Origin of the sequence: Salinarimonas sp., assembly GCF_040111675.1 — a bacterium.
Lineage (GTDB): Bacteria > Pseudomonadota > Alphaproteobacteria > Rhizobiales > Beijerinckiaceae > Salinarimonas.
Genome location: NZ_CP157794.1, coordinates 1,513,876 through 1,529,377, shown reverse-complemented (window position 1 = coordinate 1,529,377; position 15,502 = coordinate 1,513,876). Strand labels below are relative to the sequence as shown.

The 15,502-nt window shown below is 70.6% G+C and carries 18 protein-coding genes; 12 read left to right on the top strand and 6 right to left on the bottom strand.

The window, feature by feature from the left end:
• The first annotated feature begins 6 nt into the window (after positions 1 to 6).
• The 8 genes from ABL310_RS07130 to ABL310_RS07095 all read left to right on the top strand — a co-directional run bounded on the left by ABL310_RS07130 (position 7) and on the right by ABL310_RS07095 (position 5,794).
• The gene (locus ABL310_RS07130) at positions 7 to 684 is read left to right on the top strand and encodes a hypothetical protein (protein ID WP_349370994.1); all 678 of its coding nucleotides are present in this window, start codon (positions 7 to 9) and stop codon (positions 682 to 684) included.
• Positions 653 to 1,549 carry an HAD family hydrolase gene (locus tag ABL310_RS07125; RefSeq protein WP_349370993.1) on the top strand — a complete coding sequence of 299 codons (897 nt, stop codon included), beginning with the start codon at positions 653 to 655 and terminating at the stop codon, positions 1,547 to 1,549. The genes ABL310_RS07130 and ABL310_RS07125 overlap by 32 nt, the downstream gene beginning before the upstream one ends.
• Before the next feature lie 51 nt (positions 1,550 to 1,600).
• On the top strand, positions 1,601 to 2,266 hold the full coding sequence (locus tag ABL310_RS07120; protein ID WP_349370992.1) for an endonuclease V: 666 nt from the start codon (positions 1,601 to 1,603) through the stop codon (positions 2,264 to 2,266).
• An 88-nt stretch (positions 2,267 to 2,354) separates the two neighbouring features.
• Complete coding sequence (locus ABL310_RS07115) at positions 2,355 to 3,377, top strand: MaoC family dehydratase (protein WP_349370991.1); 1,023 nt, start codon at positions 2,355 to 2,357, stop codon at positions 3,375 to 3,377.
• A gap of 103 nt (positions 3,378 to 3,480) precedes the next feature.
• Positions 3,481 to 4,056, top strand: a complete 576-nt coding sequence (gene pgsA / locus ABL310_RS07110) for a CDP-diacylglycerol--glycerol-3-phosphate 3-phosphatidyltransferase (protein WP_349370990.1) — start codon at positions 3,481 to 3,483, stop codon at positions 4,054 to 4,056.
• A gap of 37 nt (positions 4,057 to 4,093) precedes the next feature.
• Positions 4,094 to 4,345, top strand: coding sequence for a molybdopterin converting factor subunit 1 (gene moaD, locus ABL310_RS07105; RefSeq protein ID WP_349372010.1), 252 nt, complete (start codon positions 4,094 to 4,096; stop codon positions 4,343 to 4,345).
• Between the two features lie 6 nt (positions 4,346 to 4,351).
• A complete protein-coding gene (locus tag ABL310_RS07100; protein ID WP_349370989.1) occupies positions 4,352 to 4,819 on the top strand; it encodes a molybdenum cofactor biosynthesis protein MoaE in 468 nt (155 codons plus the stop codon).
• Between the two features lie 174 nt (positions 4,820 to 4,993).
• Complete coding sequence (locus tag ABL310_RS07095; protein ID WP_374730375.1) at positions 4,994 to 5,794, top strand: TSUP family transporter; 801 nt, start codon at positions 4,994 to 4,996, stop codon at positions 5,792 to 5,794.
• A gap of 9 nt (positions 5,795 to 5,803) precedes the next feature.
• On the opposite strand, the gene ABL310_RS07090 is transcribed toward ABL310_RS07095, so the two are convergent.
• From ABL310_RS07090 to ABL310_RS07075, 4 genes are all read right to left on the bottom strand, one after another.
• On the bottom strand, positions 5,804 to 6,604 hold the full coding sequence (locus tag ABL310_RS07090; RefSeq protein ID WP_349370988.1) for an endonuclease/exonuclease/phosphatase family protein: 801 nt from the start codon (positions 6,602 to 6,604) through the stop codon (positions 5,804 to 5,806).
• A gap of 79 nt (positions 6,605 to 6,683) precedes the next feature.
• Positions 6,684 to 7,268: a non-canonical purine NTP pyrophosphatase gene (locus ABL310_RS07085; protein WP_349370987.1), complete on the bottom strand. Its 585-nt coding sequence runs from the start codon at positions 7,266 to 7,268 to the stop codon at positions 6,684 to 6,686.
• Positions 7,265 to 8,194 carry a DMT family transporter gene (locus tag ABL310_RS07080; RefSeq protein WP_349370986.1) on the bottom strand — a complete coding sequence of 310 codons (930 nt, stop codon included), beginning with the start codon at positions 8,192 to 8,194 and terminating at the stop codon, positions 7,265 to 7,267. The genes ABL310_RS07085 and ABL310_RS07080 overlap by 4 nt, the downstream gene beginning before the upstream one ends.
• A gap of 2 nt (positions 8,195 to 8,196) precedes the next feature.
• Entirely contained in the window at positions 8,197 to 8,451 is a 255-nt protein-coding gene (locus ABL310_RS07075; protein WP_349370985.1) for a hypothetical protein, read from the bottom strand.
• 189 nt (positions 8,452 to 8,640) lie between these two features.
• Between ABL310_RS07075 and ABL310_RS07070 the strand changes: the two genes are divergently transcribed.
• Positions 8,641 to 9,582: an IS110 family transposase gene (locus tag ABL310_RS07070; protein ID WP_349370984.1), complete on the top strand. Its 942-nt coding sequence runs from the start codon at positions 8,641 to 8,643 to the stop codon at positions 9,580 to 9,582.
• 16 nt (positions 9,583 to 9,598) lie between these two features.
• Here the strand turns inward: ABL310_RS07070 and ABL310_RS07065 are convergent, their stop codons facing one another.
• Positions 9,599 to 10,381, bottom strand: a complete 783-nt coding sequence (locus ABL310_RS07065) for an alpha/beta hydrolase (RefSeq protein ID WP_349370983.1) — start codon at positions 10,379 to 10,381, stop codon at positions 9,599 to 9,601.
• Positions 10,382 to 10,577: 196 nt separating this feature from the next.
• Between ABL310_RS07065 and ABL310_RS07060 the strand changes: the two genes are divergently transcribed.
• The gene (locus ABL310_RS07060) at positions 10,578 to 11,774 is read left to right on the top strand and encodes a glycosyltransferase family 4 protein (protein WP_349370982.1); all 1,197 of its coding nucleotides are present in this window, start codon (positions 10,578 to 10,580) and stop codon (positions 11,772 to 11,774) included.
• A 133-nt stretch (positions 11,775 to 11,907) separates the two neighbouring features.
• A complete protein-coding gene (gene infC, locus ABL310_RS07055) occupies positions 11,908 to 12,438 on the top strand; it encodes a translation initiation factor IF-3 (RefSeq protein WP_349370981.1) in 531 nt (176 codons plus the stop codon).
• A gap of 102 nt (positions 12,439 to 12,540) precedes the next feature.
• Here infC and ABL310_RS07050 read toward each other — a convergent pair whose 3' ends face one another.
• Positions 12,541 to 13,911, bottom strand: a complete 1,371-nt coding sequence (locus tag ABL310_RS07050; protein WP_349370980.1) for an aminotransferase — start codon at positions 13,909 to 13,911, stop codon at positions 12,541 to 12,543.
• A 168-nt stretch (positions 13,912 to 14,079) separates the two neighbouring features.
• Here ABL310_RS07050 and ABL310_RS07045 point away from each other — a divergent pair, with 168 nt between their 5' ends.
• Positions 14,080 to 15,495 carry an MATE family efflux transporter gene (locus tag ABL310_RS07045; protein WP_349370979.1) on the top strand — a complete coding sequence of 472 codons (1,416 nt, stop codon included), beginning with the start codon at positions 14,080 to 14,082 and terminating at the stop codon, positions 15,493 to 15,495.
• Positions 15,496 to 15,502: the final 7 nt, after the last annotated feature.

Here is a 15,502-nt window from a genome sequence, read left to right as displayed (position 1 = left end):
TTGCCGATGAGCCAGACGACGCCCGCGCCGGAGGACCCCGAGAGACTGAAGGCGCGGCTCGAGCACGAGGACCGGCTGCTCGAGATGAAGCTGCGCGTCTGGGAGCGCGCGGTCGAGACGCAGCAGCACTTCAACGAGATGGCCGTGAAGAGCCGCCAGATGGGGCTGACCCTCGTCGTGGCGGCGCTCGGCTTGGCGGCGTTTCTGTTCACGCGCTTCGAGGAGAGCCTGCTTTCGGCACGGCTGTTCGGCCTTTCCGGCGCCTTTCACATCAGCGGCGTGATCGTTCTCCTGTCCGCGTTCGCGCTCTTCGCGGTCATGCGGCTCGATTTGGGGGTCTATCACAAGATGCTGAGGGGAGCCGTTCGCTTCAATGAACGGTTCGAGCAGGAGGGACACCTCAGGAAGCTGATCGGGCCGGAATTCGGCTTGACCACCGGCATCTCTCATTACAGTCGCTACGACGACGCGGATTACGCCGATGGAAAGCTCTCCGGGAACAAGCGCCGGAACGCCGCGAAGAAGCTGCAGCGATTCTACCGATATGCGATTATCTTCTTGACAGCCGTTGGTGTCGTGCTGACCGTCGCGACGTGGAATGCCGACGTCGCGCGCGCTCCCGTGGGCGAGGCGTCCACTGAGGGGGATGAGAATGTCTCACCGACGTCGCGCCCTGATCCTTGACCTCGACAACACCCTCTACGATTGGGTGGGCTTCTTCGTCCCCGCCATCAACGCCCTCGTGGAGACGGCGTCCGAGATCCTCGCCGTCGACCCGAATGCGTTGCGCGACGACCTCCGCCTCGTCCACCGCAGGCACGAGAACTCGGAGCACCCGTTTGCGCTCCTCGAGACAGCCGCCGTACGGGATTGGCTCGCGGGACGCCCCGCGCGGGTCGCCATGGAGGCGCTCGATCCCGCCTTCCACGCCTTCAACCGCGTACGTCGCGAGAAGCTGCGTCTCTACCCCGGCGTACGCGAGCTGCTCGATCGGCTCGCGGGTCAGGGGATTCTCGTCGCGGCGTTCTCCGAAAGCCGGCAGTACGGCGTCTTCGATCGCTTGAGCCGTCTCGGAGTGGAGGACGCATTCGACGTCGTCTTCTGCCGTCCGCCCTCTCCGAGCACCGAGCTCGTCCGAAGCTCGCGTTCGGCCTTTCTGCGACGCTTGAAGTCGGACAAGTATAGGTTGCTTCCCGAGGCGTTCCGAAAGCCGGATGCAGCGGCCCTTCGGGGCGTCCTCCTGCGCTGGGGCATCGATCCGAGCCGCTCCGCTTATGTGGGAGACAGTGTCTTCAAGGACGTGCTGATGGCGCGAGAAGCAGACGTTCCGGCGGTCTGGGCGCGCTACGGCGCCGTCGTCGACAGCGACCTCTACGCGGACCTGGTCAGCGTCTCGCACTGGACCGACACCGACATCGCCCGCGACAAGGCGCTGCGGGCGCACGCCGGTGAGGTACGGCCGGACTTCGTGATCGACGACGTCCGCGACATCTGGGACGTGCTGAAAGCGCTCGACGCCCGCGCCCCGCGCTACGCCGTCGGCGTCTGAAGCGCATCCACCCCCCGCAACCTTACGCCCCCGCCCCGCGTTTCGGCGTCCATGAGGATCGAACGCCGTCACGAGTGGGATCTCGACGTCGCGGAGGCGACCCGCCTCCAGGAGCGGCTGCGTCGCGAGGTCGATGTCTCGACCCCGCTGGCGCTCGACGCGATCCGGCTCGTCGCCGGGACCGACGTCGTCATCAAGGACGACGACGCCCATGCCGTGGTGGTGGTCGCCACCTATCCCGAGCTGAAGCCGCTGGAGACCGTGCGCGGGGTGGCGCGGGTCCGGCTGCCGAACGTGCCGGCGATGACGAGCTTCCGCGAGGGGCCGGCATTGGTCGACGCCTTCGCCAAGCTCGAGCACGAGCCCGACGTCGTCCTGTTCGACGGCGCCGGCATCGCCCATCCCCAGCGCTTCGGCACCGCCTGCCATCTCGGCCTCTTCCTCGACAGGCCCACCGTCGGCTGCGGCAAGACGCGGCTGTGCGGGCGCTTCGACCTCCTGCCGGAAGACAAGGGCGCCATGGCCCCCCTCGTGGACGAGGGCGAGACCATCGGCATGGCCGTGCGCACCCGCACGCGCATGAACCCGATGTTCATCTCCCCCGGCCACCGCGCCGATCTCGACACGTCCGTCGCCCTCGTCATGCGCACGACCGAGAAGTACCGCCTGCCTGAGCCCATCCGGCTCGCCTACAAGGCGGGTGCGGAGGCGAAATGAAGGGCGCGCGCGGCTTGACCCGCGGGCGCGGCCGTGCGCTTTCGCGGGAACCCGTCCACCCGCCCGCCCCTGTGCCCGACCCGCGCTCATGCTCCCTGCCACGCCCCCTGCCGCGCCCCGCCTGTTCTTCGAGGACTTCCGCCCCGGCGAGCGCATGACCTACGCCCCGGTCACGCTGACCGAGGAGGCGATCGTCGCCTTCGCCCGGGACTGGGACCCGCAGCCCTTCCACGTCGACCCGGTCGCGGCGCGCGACAGCTTCGCGGGAACGCTGATCGCGTCCGGCTGGCACAGCTGCGCGCTGCTCATGCGGGCCCTCTCCGACGCCTTCATCCTGGAGGCCGCCTCCATGGGCGCGCCGGGCGTCGAGGAGGTGCGCTGGCTCGCCCCGGTCCCGCCGGGGGCGATCCTGACCGGCGGGCACGAGGTGCTGGAGACCCGCGCCTCGCGGTCGCGGCCCGGCATGGGCCTCGTGCGCTTCCGCTTCGCCCTGCATGATCCGGGCGGCCGCCCCGTGGTCGAGCAGACGAACTGGATCCTGTTCGCCCGCCGCGGCGCCGAGCCCGTCCCGCCGGCCGTGCGGCCCACGGGAGAGGGCGCCCCGCCGCCGCCGGTCACGCCGGCCGAGCCGCTGCCCTTCTTCGAGGATCTCGCCGTCGGCGGCGCGCCGGAGGTGCTCGGCGCGCGCTCCTTCACGGCCGACGAGATCGTCCGCTTCGCCCGCGCCTTCGACCCGCAGGCCTTCCACGTCGATGCGAACGCGGCCCGCGCCAGCCATTTCGGCGACCTGTGCGCGTCCGGCTGGCATACGGGCGCGGCCTGGATGCGCGCCATGGTCGACCACCGCGAGCGCGCCCGGCTCGCCGCGCTCGACGCCGGGCTCAGGCCCGCCCGCCTCGGCGCCTCGCCGGGCTTCGTGAACCTCGTCTGGTCGAGACCGGTCCATGCCGGCGACACCATCACCTACACCACCCGCGTCGTCGACAAGCGCGAAACGCGCTCGCGCCCGGACTGGGGCCTGGTCTTCACCCGCAACGAAGGCGTGAACCAGCACGGCGAGACGGTGTTCGGCTTCGACGGGCGGGTGTTCTGGGAGCGGCGTGGGACGTGAGCATCGGCGCGGACGCGACGCCACGCGCGGCGGTCGCGTCTCCCCGCATTGACCTTTTCCCTCCCCGCGTGTTCTCTCCCCATCGCGACCGGCGGCGGCCTTCATGAGACGATCCACAGCGCTCTCCCTTCCCAACCTCCTCACATACGGGCGCTGCCTCGCCGTTCCGGCGGTGGTGGGGCTGTTGTTCTGGCCCAACGAGAGCTGGGCGCGCTGGTGGGCGCTGGGCATCTTCGTCGCGGCCGCGATCACGGACTATTTCGACGGCTGGCTCGCCCGGGCGTGGAACCAGCAATCGGCGCTGGGGCGCATGCTCGACCCGATCGCGGACAAGCTGCTGGTCGCCGCGGTGCTGCTGATGCTCGTCGCGCACGGGACCATCGCCGGCTGGAACATCTGGGCGGCGATCGTGATCCTGCTGCGCGAGATCCTGGTCTCGGGCCTGCGGGAGTTCCTGGCCGAGCTGAAGGTCTCGGTTCCCGTCTCGAAGGTCGCGAAGTACAAGACGACGGTGCAGCTCGTGGCGCTGGGCTTCCTGGTGGCGGGGCCCGCGGGGGACGCGGTGTTCCCGATCACGACGCTGGTCGGGCTCGTCCTGCTCTGGGCGGCGGCCCTGCTGACGCTGTATACGGGCTGGGACTACATGCGCGCGGGAATGCGCTATCTCGTCGAGGAATGATGCGGGGAACAACAATCGTGGGGATCACGTCATGGCTTTGAAGGTCCTCTATTTCGCCTGGGTGCGCGAGCGCATCGGCAAGGCCGAGGAAATGCTCGAGCCGCCGGGAGACGTCGTCACGGTGGCCGATCTCGTCGCCTGGCTGAAGAGCCGGGGCGAGGAATATGCCTACGCCTTCGAGAACGAGAGCGTGATCCGCGCCGCCATGGACCAGATCCACGTCAAGCGCGACGCGGTGATCACCAGCGCCGACGAGATCGCCTTCTTCCCGCCGATGACCGGGGGCTGACGCCCGATGAGCTGCGTTCCCGCCGTGCGGATCCAGGCCGAGCCCTTCGACGCCGCCGCCGAGGCCGCCGCGCTGACGCGCGGGCGCACCGACATCGGCGCGGTGGTGACCTTCACCGGGCTTTGCCGCGACGAGGGCGGGCGCCTCGCGGCGCTGGAGCTCGAGCATTATCCCGGCATGGCCCAGGCCGAGATCGCCCGCGTCGCCGGCGAGGCGGCCCAGCGCTTCCCGCTCCAGGGCCTCGTCGCGGTGCACCGCTACGGCGTGATCCGGCCGGGGGAGGACATCGTCCTCGTGGTGGCCGCCTCCGCCCACCGCCGCGCCGCGTTCGAGGCCGCCGACTTCATGATGGACTATCTGAAGACCCGCGCCCCGTTCTGGAAGCGCGAGCACCCGCTCGGCGAAGCGGAGACCGGCGGCTGGGTCGACGCCAAGGAGGCGGACGACCGGGCGGCGGACCGCTGGGTGCGGTGAGGGGCGCCCTGCGTATTTTCGCTTGCGTTCCGCACGGGATGCGTTAGCGTATCCGAAGTGAGGCAGGCGACGGCTTCGCAACTCCGCCGAGCCGGGTTTCCGGTTCCGGATGCGGTGTCGCGCTCACCGGTTCGGCGTCGCCGCACGGCGCTTCGTGGCAAGGCGCGTGGCGGCATGTTCGGCGTCGAGATCGGTATGGCGCCCGAGCTGCTCGGGCTGCTCTTCCTCGTCGCCGTGGCGGCGGGCTGCTTCGACGCCATCGCGGGCGGCGGCGGGCTGGTGACCGTGCCGGCGCTGCTGCTGGCGGGGCTCGACCCGGTGGCGGCGATCGCGACCAACAAGCTGCAGGGGGCGGCGGGGACCGTGTCCTCGACGGTCGCCTTCGCGCGGCGCGGGCTGATCCCCTGGCGCACGGCCTGGCCGATCGCGGCGATCGCCGCGGCGGTGTCCGTGCTCGGCGCGCTGTCGGCGAGCGTGCTGCCGGCCGCATGGCTCGAGGCCGGCGTGCCGATCCTGCTCGTCGCCATCGCGCTCTATTTCGGCCTCTCGCGGCGGATGGGCGAGGCGGACGTGAAGGCGCGGCTGACGCGCCCGGTCTTCCTCCTCGCGCTGGTGCCGCCCATCGCCTTCTACGACGGCCTGTTCGGGCCCGGCGCCGGCTCGTTCTACATGGCGGGCTTCGTCGCCGCGCTGGGCTACGGCGTGGTCAAGGCGACGGCGCACACCAAGCTCGCCAACGCCGCGAGCAATCTCGGCGGCCTCGCCCTCTTCGCCGCGACCGGCGCCGTGGTCTGGCCGATCGGGCTCGTCATGGCCGCGGGCGCGCTGATCGGGGCGCAGATCGGCGCGGCGCTCGCCGTGCGCTTCGGCGCGCGGCTGATCCGCCCGCTGCTGGTGGCGATCTCCTGCGCGATGGCGATCCGGCTGCTGGCGGACGCGCAGAACCCGCTGCGGGTCTGGGCGGCGGGCGGGTAGCGCGCCGGCCTACAGCTCCAGCACGAGCGGGCAATGGTCGGAGACTTCCGGGTCGCGGACGACGCGGAAGTCGCGCACGGCGGCCTCGTCGTCGACGAGCATGTAGTCGGCGAACCGGCCGGGCTTCTCGTAGAGCGAGGTGCGGGTGCCCGGGAGGCCGCGGCGCGTGACGAGCTCGACGAGGCCGGCCTGCTCGAGCAGGCGCAGGGTCTCGCTGCCGGGCTCGACGTTGAAGTCGCCGCAGATCACCCGCAGATCGCCGGGCTCGGCCACCTGCGCGGCGAGCGCGAGCAGGCGCCTCGCCTGCTCCAGGCGCTCGGGCGTGTCGCCCTTGCCGCGCAGGTCGCGCAGCCCGTGCATGTGGGTGACGGCGATCGCCCGGTCGGTGCGGTAGTCGAAGATCCGGATCGCGTGCGCGCTGCGCGAGCGCGGGTGATCGCCGTAGCCGTGGGGCGAGAAGCCCTTGTGCACGAAGCCCTGGGCCTGCGCGACGACGGGCAGCGACCGGCGCACGAAGGTCGCGAGGCCCCAGCGCGAGGGCAGCGGCGTCTCCCCGTCCCACAGGACGCCCTGCGCTGCGGCGCAGAAGGTCCCGACATGGTCGGGCAGCGCCGCGCAGACGTCGCGGAAGAAGTTCGCACGCTGCGGCAGGACGTGCGCGCCGTCGCGATAGGTCAGCCAGTCCCTGTCGGTCTGCGGGCTGTGCACGACCTCCTGCAGGCACAGCACGTCCGGCGACGCCTGCGCGAGATAGGGGACGAGCCGATCGTGCAGCCGGCCGCCCCAGCCGTTCAGGCACATGATCCTCATGCGGGCCTCCCGCCGCCATGGCGCGCCCGAAGCGTCGCCGCAGGGGGGCGGGGGGTCAAGAGAGGACCCGGTGAGCGGCTCACGACCCCCGATACCATTCCGCGAAACTGGAAAGTGCCGAACACCTCTCACGGTACGAGTCGAACGCTCTGCGACGCGGCTCCGGAATCTCGGGGTAGGGCGCGGTCTCGCCGGGCGGAACGAGAATACGCCAGAGCGAGGACCAGCCCTCGATAGCATCGGATCTGGATGCGGCTCGCGCGACCTGCAGCACGTTCGACTCGTCTGCAAACACCGAAATTCGGCCTTCCGCATCGGCATAGGCGACACGGGAGGCGAGGACCGCCCCGCGATCTCGCTCCTCGCGCTCGAGGAGCGAGAGCAATCCCTCGACACCGATCGTCCGGAGCACGTATGCGGTGTATGCGCCCGGAAACCCGTTCAACGCCCGAATGTATAGCCCGCCGTCCTCCACCAGGACCGGGCCACCGACGAGCTTCTTCGCCTGCTCGGCTTTCGACCGCGCAATCTCGCCGAGATCATCGTCCTGGATCTCGGTCAGCGGCGCGTGGACGTGCCTTGCGGCGATGCCCCGGCGGCACAGCGCATCGATGGCTGCGGCGGCTTTTCGACGATTGGCCGTCACGACGGCGAACTCGCTCATCGCTCTGCTCCGCCGCGCGTTGCCCTCGAAGAGAGCCAGACGCCGAGAAGAACGAGAGCGGCGGAGCCGATCGCGGCGACCGGAAAGGTCTCGCCCAGAAACAACATTCCGAGAAGTGCTGCGACCACGGCCGACACGTATCCCGCGGTGCTAGTGTCGACAGGGCCGTCCGCCGCGAGCGCGATGAAGAAGACGACGGATGCAAGGCCGTTCGCGCAGGCCGCCAGCGCCGTGAACCAGACGGCCTCGGAAGATAGATTCGAGACCGAAGGGGCGCTCGCGAACGGGACGGTGAAAGACGCGACGAGAACCACGAGCGATGCAGCGACGATGTTCGTGTCGACGGCATCTCGCACCGGGCCGGCCCGGCCCGAGGAAAAGGATGCACATACGACATTGGCGATCGCGTAGCTCGCCGGCGAAAGGAAGGCCAGCGCCAAGAAACCCGCTGCGTGCGTCCGGAAGGCCTCCACGCCATCGTCCGCCTGCGACCAGATCAGCCCACTCACGCCGACGAGCCCGAGCAGGACGCCGGACAGGCGCCGCGGCGTCAGCGGCTCCGTTCTCAGCACGGCGACGATCAGAACGGTGAAAAGCGGAGTCGTCGTGAGGACGATGGCCATCAAGGAGGCGGTGACCTGCTCCAGCGCAATGTACGTGACCATGTAGGGACATACCACCAGCAGAAGCGCCGCCGCCCCCAGGAAGCGCGCGCGCGCCGCTCCTGCCGACGGCCCCGGCCGCAGCGCCACGCGCACGGCGAGGGATCCCAATCCGAGCGCGATAATCTGGATGGTCCCCAGAAGCCCACCGGGCATCCCGCTTGCGATCGCTGCTCGGCCGACGACGATACCGAGCGCCCAAAGCGCTCCCAGAGCGAGGAACGCGCCGGGAATGCCGGCTCTGAGCGTGCCTGGCCGAGCCATCGTTACGGGGCCGGGTCGAGGTAGTCGAACGCGTCGACGAGATTGTCGCGGAACGCGAAAGTGTCCCGACCGTCCAGGATGACGAACCCCTCAGACTCCAAGCTGCACACCAATGCACGCAGAGGGTCCCAGAAGCCGTCCGCGCCGGTCGCTTCGTCGCGTTTAGTCGAGAGCAGCATTGCGGGTATTGTCTTAATGCTTCCATCGAAGGCTGCAACTCGGTAGACATACCCATTACGAAGGTCGCCGCGCGCCATGGCGCGCCCCCTTGTAACTCTCATCGCGCCGACTCTGGCATAATGCCGGAGGCGGTGGCGAGCGTGAGGCCGACGCCCCTCAGGGATACCGAGCCCGTGGGTGAGCCCGGGCCCACGCTCGCCGTTCCATTGAACCCGAACAGTCGCTTGGGCCGCCAGCGAAGCCCGCTTGCGCAAGGACGGGAGACAATGGACGCCATCGCCCCCATCGTCGGTATCGACGTTTCCAAGGACCGCCTCGACGTGCACGTGCGCGGCCCGGACGAGCGCTTCGACGTCGCGCGCGACACCGAAGGCATCGCGGCGCTGGTCGAGCGCCTGCGCGCCGTGGCCCCGAAGGCGATCGGGCTCGAGGCGACCGGAGGCCTGGAGGCCATCGTCGTCGCGAGCCTCGCCGAGGCCGGCCTGCCCGTCCTCGTCGTCAACCCCGCCCAGGTCCGCGCCTTCGCCCGGGCGCTCGGCGAGCGGGCGAAGACCGACGCCATCGACGCCGCCGTGATCGCGCACTTCGTCGAGGCGACCGCCCCGGAGATCCGGCCGCTCGCGGACGCCGAGACCCGGCTGCTCGCCGATCTCGTCGCCCGGCGGCGCCAGATCGTCGCCATGATGACCTCCGAGCGCCAGCGCCGCGCCAGCGCGCCGCCACGGGTACGCAAGAGCATCGACCGGCTCTTGAAGGCGCTCGCCCGCGAGCTCGACAGCCTCGACCACGACATCGACGGGGCCGTGCGCCGCTCGCCCGCCTGGCGCGAGAAGGAGAACCTGCTCACGTCCGTACCGGGGGTCGGCCCCGTCATCGCCCGCACCCTCATCGCCGAGTTGCCCGAGCTCGGCACGCTCGATCGCCGACGAATCGCCGCTCTCGCCGGGCTCGCGCCCTGGACGCGCCAATCCGGACGCTGGCGCGGCAAGAGCTTCATCGGCGGCGGCCGCGCATCCGTTCGCACCGCCCTGCACATGGGCGCGCTCGTCGCGAGCCGGCGCAATCCCGCGCTGAAGGCCTTCCGCGACAAGCTCGTCGCCCAGGGCAAGCCGAAGATGGTCGCCCTCGTCGCCACCGCTCGAAAGCTCCTCACCATCCTCAACGCCATCATCCGGGACGGTACCCCATGGCACGCCCAAAACGCTTGACGCCGAAGACAGTCGCTCACCCCTCCCCCGCCGCCTCGATCATCCGCGCCACCGTCTCTTCCAGGCGGTCGAGGTCCTCGTCGCGGGAGAGGCGGTGGTCGCCGTCCTTGATCAGCGTCATGGTCACGGAATCGGAGGCCATGGCCTCCATGGTCTCCACCGCGTGGCGCCACGGGACGTCGGGGTCCTGCATGCCCTGGAGGATGTGGACGGGGCAGCCGGTGACGATGGGGGCGTCCATCAGGAGATGCGAGCGGCCGTCCTCGACGAGGGCGCGGGTGATCGGGGTCGGGTCGCCGTAGGGCGAGGGCTCGTGGTAGACGCCCTCGCGCAGGATCGTCTCGCGGATGCTTTCGGGAAAGCGCGACCACATCAGCCGCTCGGTGAAGTCGGCGGCGGGGGCGATCAGCACCATCCCGGCCGGCGCGATCGGCGTGCCGGCGAGGGCGCGGGCGACGAGGAGCGCGATCCAGCCGCCCATGGAGGAGCCGACCAGAACCGGGGGGCGGTCGACGTGGGCCCGGATCACGGCGAGCGCGTCCTCGAGCCAGAGCGAGATCGTGCCGTCCTCGAAGCGGCCTTCCGATTCGCCGTGGCCGGAATAGTCGAAGCGCAGGCAGGCGCGGCCGGTGCGGGCGGCGAAGGCGTCGAGGCGCTCGGCCTTGCCGCCGCGCATGTCGCTGCGGAAGCCGCCGAGCCAGACGATCGGAGGGTCCTCGCGGCGCGTCGTGGCCGGGCGGGCCTCGACCGCGAGCCGCCGGCGCGCCGCGCCTTCGCCGATTTCCAACATTTCCGCCATGGTTTTACCAAACCTCAACGCTGTTTAAGGAGTTTCGAAGAACGCCCGCGCAATCCGACGCGTCACCCCGAGGCCCTCGCCCCATGCTCCCGCGCCGCCCACGGCCGCTCTCGCGCTCGATTCGTGCTCTACCACGTCCGGCGACCCGCATGCGAGCCGGGGGCGGGGCCCGATGAACCTGATGGAGCGCGCGCCGATGGATCCCCTCGCCCACCCGCTCGCCGGCCGGACGATCCTGCAGATCATCCCCGAGCTGGAGGCGGGCGGCGCGGAGCGCACGGCGGTGGACGTCGCCGCCGGGCTCGCGACGATCGGCGCGCGCGCGCTGGTGGCGACGGAAGGCGGGCGGCTGGTGGGCGAATTGCAGGCCAAGGGCGGCATCTGGGCGCCCTTCCCCGCCGCCTCGAAGAACCCGCTGACCATGCTGCGCAACGTGCGCCGCCTCGCAAAGCTGTGCCTCGACGAGGGGGTGGGGCTGATCCACGCCCGCTCGCGGGCGCCGGCCTGGTCGGGGCTCGGCGCGGCGCGGGCGCTGTCGCTGCCTTTCGTGACCACCTATCACGGCTCCTACCAGAGCCGCACGGGGCTCAAGCACCGCTACAATTCGGTGATGGCGCGCGGCGACATCGTCATCGCCAACTCGCACTACACGGCCGGGCTGATCGCCGGGCTCTACCCCGAGGCGGAGGGGCGGCTTCGGGTGATCCACCGCGGCACGGACCTCTCGGCCTACGCGCCCTCCGCGGTGGCGCCGGAGCGGATCGAGGCGCTGCGCGCGGCCTGGGACGTGGCTCCGCACCAGCGGGTGGTGCTGCTGGCGGCGCGGCTGACCTCGTGGAAGGGCCAGAAGGTGCTGATCGAGGCGGCGGCGCGGCTGCAAGACTGGGGGCTGTCCGACGTCGTCTTCGTGCTCGCCGGCGACCCGCAGGGCCGCGAGGGCTACGTGAAGGAGATCGACGGGCTGATCGCGGCGCGGGGTCTCGACGGCGTGGTCAAGCGCGTGGGCCATTGCACGGACATGCCGGCGGCGCTCCTCGGCGCCTCCGTGGTGACGGTGCCCTCCACCGAGCCCGAGGCCTTCGGCCGCTCGGCGGTGGAGGCGCAGGCCATGGGCACGCCGGTGGTGGTGAGCGATCTCGGCGCCGTGCCGGAGACGGTGCTCGCGCCCCCGCAGGTCGAGGCCGCCGAGCGCACCGGCTGGCGCGTGCCGCCCGGCGACCCGGACGCCCTCGCCGACGCCGTGGCCGAGGCGCTGACGCTGCGCGCCAGCGCGCGCGAGGCCATGGCGCTGCGCGCGCGCATGCATGTCGAGCGGCATTTCTCGCTCGATCGCATGGTGGCGGACACGCTGGACGTCTACGCGACGCTGCTCGATCGTCTCCGCGCGCCTTGACTTATAGCGCGTTTGCGCAAACATGCTCGTTCATGAGGTACAGGGGTTCGCGCCCGACGGTCGGCCGCCCGCTCAGCGGTGCGGCCTCGGCGTGTACCCTGCAAACGAGGAGATCACAGCCATTCGCCGACCCATGAGAGCCCCGCCGACCCCCCAGAAGGAGGGGCCGCGCGCCAACCGTGACATTCGCGGCGTCCGCGAGGTTCAGCTCATCGATCAAGAGGGCCAGAACCGCGGCGTCATGTCGTTCTTCGACGCCATGCGCGTCGCCGAGGAGGTCGGCCTCGACCTCGTCGAGATCGCGCCGAACTCGGAGCCGCCCGTCTGCAAGCTGCTGGATTACGGCAAGTTCCGTTTCGACCAGCAGAAGAAGGCCTCCGAGGCGCGCAAGAAGCAGAAGACCGTCGAGGTCAAGGAAGTCAAGCTCCGTCCCGCGATCGACAAGCACGATTACGAGACGAAGATGAAGAACGTCCGGCGCTTCTTCGACGAGGGCGACAAGGTCAAGATCACCCTGCGCTTCCGCGGACGCGAGATGGCGCACCAGGATCTCGGCCTGAAGCTGCTCGAGAAGGTCAAGGAAGAGACCCAGGAGATCGCCAAGGTCGAGGTCGAGCCGCAGCTCGAAGGCCGGCAGATGATCATGATCCTGGCCCCGCGCTGACCGGCGGGCCCATCCCGAAGGACGAGCGAGCCGCCCGCAAGGGCGGCTTTTTCGTGCGCGGCGTGATCTGGCGCGGCACGGGCGGTGCGAATCACCCGGCGCTCAGCCGAGGCTCGCCGCCCAGTCCAGGGTGCGGTCGAGCGCGCGCGTCAGCTTGTCGAAGAGCTCGTCGATCTCGGCCTCGGTGATGATCAAGGGCGGGCAGATCGCGATGCGGTCTCCCATCAGGTTGCGCAGGATCAGCCCCTCCTCCTGGCAGAAGGCCACCGCCTTGGCGGCGACCATGGCCTTGGGGTCGTACTGACGCTTCGTCGCCTTGTCGGCGACGAGCTCGATCCCGGCGATGAGCCCGAGCCCGCGCGCCTCGCCGACGAGCGGGTGCTCGCCGATGGCGGCGAGGCGGCGCAGGAAGTGCGGCTCCTTCGCCGCGACACCCTCGACGATGCGGTCGCGCGCGTAGATCTCGAGCGTCTTCAGCGCCACCGCGCAGGTGGTCGGGTGGCCGGAATAGGTGAAGCCGTGGCCGAAGGTGCCGACCTCGCGCGAGCCCTGGAGCATGGCCTCGTACATCGGCTCGTCGAGCAGCACCGCGCCGAGCGGCATGTAAGCCGAGGTGATGGCCTTGGCGACCGAAAGCGTGTGCGGCGCCATGCCGAGCCGCTGCGAGCCGAACATGGTGCCGAGCCGCCCGAAGCCGCAGATCACCTCGTCGGCGATCAGCCGCACGTCGTATCTCTCGAGCACCGGCCCGATCGCCTCGAAATAGCCCTTGGGCGGCACGAGCGCGCCGCCCGCGCCCATCACCGGCTCGGCGATGAAGGCGGCCACCGTGTCCGGGTCCTCGCGCTGGATCATCTCCTCGAGCTCGGCGGCGAGCCGGGCGGAGAAGGCCTCCTCCGTCTCGCCCTCCTCCGCGAAGCGGTAATGGTGCGGGCAGGAGGTGTGCAGGATGTTCTGGATCGGCAGGTCGAACAGCGCGTGGTTCGCCGGCAGCCCGGTGAGCGAGGCCGAGGCCACGGTGACGCCGTGGTAGCCCTTCGTGCGGGCGATGATCTTCTTCTTCCGCGGCCGGCCGAGCGCGTTGTTCATGTACCAGGCGAGCTTCACCTGCGTGTCGTTCGCCTCAGACCCGGAGGAGCAGAACGTCACCTTGGAGATCGGCACCGGGGCGATCTCCTTGAGCTTCTCGGCGAGCGCGATCGCCGGGTCGTGGCTGCGGCCGGAGAAGATGTGCTGGAAGGGGAGCCGCTCCATCTGCTCGCGCGCGGCCTCGACCAGCTCGCGATTCGAGTAGCCGAGCGAGGTGCACCACAGCCCCGCCATGCCCTCGAGATAGGGCTTGCCCGCCCCGTCGAAGACGTGCACGCCCTCGCCGCGCTCGATCACGAGCGGGCCCGTCTCGCGAAACTTGTCGAGATGGGTGTAGGGGTGGATCAGGGTTTCGACGTCGCGGGCGGCGAGGTTGCTCAGCACGGGGGAAGCTCCGGATGATTGGGCCGGCGCGAGCCTAGTCCCCCGGCCGCGCGCGGGGAAGATCGCAGAAATCCGAGGAGGGTGCGCCCGTCTATGCCCCGCCGCCGGAGCACGCTAAAGCTTCGGGCGCGCGCCGGGATCGTGGGCGGGCGAAAGCGGAGGTGGCGCTTGGAGACGAAACAGGCCGAGGACGGGCGCTTCGTGACGGGATCGACGCTGCGCCACGTCGTCGTGATGACGACGACGGGGGCGGTGGGGCTCGTCGCCGTCTTCCTCGTGGACCTGCTCTCGCTCCTCTACATCTCCTGGCTCGGGGTGAAGAGCGTCACGGCCGGCGTCGGCCTCGCGACCATCCTCCTGTTCTTCGTCACCTCGATCAACGTCGGCCTGATGATCGCGACGGCGGCGCTCGTCTCCCGGGCGCTCGGCGCGCGGGATCGGGCGAGCGCGCGCCGCCTCGCCGGGGCGACGCTGGCCTGGTCGGTGATCGCGGCGAGCGTGGCGACGCTCGCGATCTGGCCCCTCGTCCCGGCGATCATGGGCTGGCTCGGCGCGGAGGGTGAAGCGAAGGAGGTGGCCGTCGGCTTCGTGACGATGGTGCTGCCCGCCAACATCCTGATGGCGCTCGGCATGGGCGCGTCGGGCGTCCTGCGCGCCGTCGGCGACGCGCGCCGGGCCATGTACGTCACCCTCTCCGGCGCGGTCTTCACCGCCGTGCTCGACCCGATCCTGATCTTCGGGCTGGGCCTCGGCTGGCAGGGCGCCGCGCTCGGCATGATCGCGGCGCGGGTCGTCTTCGTGGCGGTGGGCCTGTGGGGGGTCGTGCGCGTGCACGATCTCCTGGCCCGCCCCACGCTCGTCGATCTCCTGCGCGACGGCCCGCCGATGGCGCACATCGCGGGGCCGGCGATCCTCACCGCGATCGCGAGCCCGGTCGCCGCCGGCTTCGCGGCGCGCTTCATCGCGCAGTTCGGCGACGAGGCCATCGCCGGCAACGCCATCGTCGAGCGCCTCGTGCCCCTCGCCTTCGGCGGCCTGTTCGCGCTCTCGGGGGCGGTCGGGCCGATCCTGGGACAGAACTGGGGCGCGACGCGCTACGACCGCATGCACCGCATCCTGCGCGATTCGATGCTCGTCGCCGGCCTCTACGTTCTCGTCACCTGGGTGCTCCTCGTCGTCTTCCGGCACGAGATCGTCGCCCTGTTCGGCATCTCGGGCGCGGCGGCGGACCTCGTCGCCTTCTTCTGCCTGATCTCGGGGCCGGTCTGGTTCTTCAACGGCCTCCTGTTCGTGGCCAACGCCTCCTTCAACAATCTCGGCTATCCGCTCTATTCCACCGCCTTCAACTGGGGTCGCGCGACGCTCGGCGTGATCCCGTTCGCCTGGCTCGGCGCGGAGATCGCCGGCCCGCAGGGCGTGCTCGCGGGCGTGGGCGTCGGCGCCATCGGCTTCGGCTGCGCCGCGCTGGCGACGGCGTTCTGGACGGTGAAGGCGCTGGAGCGGCGCGAGCGCGCGGCCACGCCGACACCGGCGCTCGAAACGCCGCACCTCCTGCGCGAGGAGGCGGAGGGGGCGGGGCGGTAGCGTGCAC

Bases quoted from the DNA above. Each gene is read 5' to 3' on its own strand.
- ABL310_RS07095 (WP_374730375.1), top strand. From the start codon at position 4,994: ATGTTCGGCGTCGAGATCGGTATGGCGCCCGAGCTGCTCGGGCTGCTC.
- infC (WP_349370981.1), top strand. From the start codon at position 11,908: ATGAGAGCCCCGCCGACCCCCCAGAAGGAGGGGCCGCGCGCCAACCGT.
- ABL310_RS07090 (WP_349370988.1), bottom strand. From the start codon at position 6,604: ATGAGGATCATGTGCCTGAACGGCTGGGGCGGCCGGCTGCACGATCGG.
- pgsA (WP_349370990.1), top strand. From the start codon at position 3,481: ATGAGACGATCCACAGCGCTCTCCCTTCCCAACCTCCTCACATACGGG.
- ABL310_RS07080 (WP_349370986.1), bottom strand. From the start codon at position 8,194: ATGGCTCGGCCAGGCACGCTCAGAGCCGGCATTCCCGGCGCGTTCCTC.
- ABL310_RS07085 (WP_349370987.1), bottom strand. From the start codon at position 7,268: ATGAGCGAGTTCGCCGTCGTGACGGCCAATCGTCGAAAAGCCGCCGCA.
- ABL310_RS07065 (WP_349370983.1), bottom strand. From the start codon at position 10,381: ATGGCGGAAATGTTGGAAATCGGCGAAGGCGCGGCGCGCCGGCGGCTC.
- ABL310_RS07130 (WP_349370994.1), top strand. From the start codon at position 7: ATGAGCCAGACGACGCCCGCGCCGGAGGACCCCGAGAGACTGAAGGCG.
- ABL310_RS07100 (WP_349370989.1), top strand. From the start codon at position 4,352: ATGAGCTGCGTTCCCGCCGTGCGGATCCAGGCCGAGCCCTTCGACGCC.
- ABL310_RS07070 (WP_349370984.1), top strand. From the start codon at position 8,641: ATGGACGCCATCGCCCCCATCGTCGGTATCGACGTTTCCAAGGACCGC.
- ABL310_RS07120 (WP_349370992.1), top strand. From the start codon at position 1,601: ATGAGGATCGAACGCCGTCACGAGTGGGATCTCGACGTCGCGGAGGCG.
- ABL310_RS07125 (WP_349370993.1), top strand. From the start codon at position 653: ATGTCTCACCGACGTCGCGCCCTGATCCTTGACCTCGACAACACCCTC.
- ABL310_RS07115 (WP_349370991.1), top strand. From the start codon at position 2,355: ATGCTCCCTGCCACGCCCCCTGCCGCGCCCCGCCTGTTCTTCGAGGAC.
- ABL310_RS07075 (WP_349370985.1), bottom strand. From the start codon at position 8,451: ATGGCGCGCGGCGACCTTCGTAATGGGTATGTCTACCGAGTTGCAGCC.
- ABL310_RS07060 (WP_349370982.1), top strand. From the start codon at position 10,578: ATGGATCCCCTCGCCCACCCGCTCGCCGGCCGGACGATCCTGCAGATC.